The 650-nt window shown below is 65.8% G+C and carries 1 protein-coding gene; it reads right to left on the bottom strand.

Going from position 1 to position 650, the window contains the following annotated elements:
- On the bottom strand, positions 1–348 hold a 348-nt coding region (locus EN781_RS33645), incomplete at its 3' end, for a hypothetical protein (RefSeq protein WP_145965835.1).
- Positions 349–650 lie beyond the last annotated feature (302 nt).

Here is a 650-nt window from a genome sequence, read left to right as displayed (position 1 = left end):
CTTGCCGACCACGGCGACGCTGTCCTCCTGGCCGCGCACGCGGTCGATGTCGCGGGCGATCGCCTGATAGTTCTGCTCGAACGCGGGCGCGGCCGGCGCCGGCGTCTTTGGTCGCGGCGTCGGCTGCGGATCCTCGTACCAGCGCGGCGGCTGGCTGTAAGGCTGGGCGCTGGCGTAGCGCGGTTCCGGCTGGCGGCGAGGGTCGAGGCGCTCGGCCGTATCCTCGCGCGTCCGCTCCAGCCGCTGCTCCAGCGTTTCCAGGGAGCGGTTCAACTGCTCGAGCGTGGTGTGCGGCCTGCGCTGCCTGCCGGCATTGAGTGTATCGAGATAGGACCGCTTGCTGTTCATCGATGCGCCCGTGTTCAGAATTGCCGGCTCGTGACCGGATTCCCCAAAGTCTCGCCGGGACGAAGGCGACCGTGCGGTTCTGCCGCGGCGGAGGGCTAGCCTCCCGGGCTTTTCGCCCGCGCTTCGAAAACCGTGAAAAATTCGCTACAGGATAAACACGGGTGACCGACATGCGCACATTTCACCCAACGTGGTAAACAACGCGTTAACCAAGCTTAAGAACTTGCGCATGATCCTTTCCACTGCGGTCGCCGCCGCAAAAATCGTTCCGGGCATCCCGCTCGTGCGCCAACGGGTGCGGC

Source organism: Mesorhizobium sp. M4A.F.Ca.ET.090.04.2.1, assembly GCF_003999085.1.
GTDB lineage: Bacteria > Pseudomonadota > Alphaproteobacteria > Rhizobiales > Rhizobiaceae > Mesorhizobium.
This window is presented reverse-complemented; position numbering and strand designations above follow the sequence as displayed.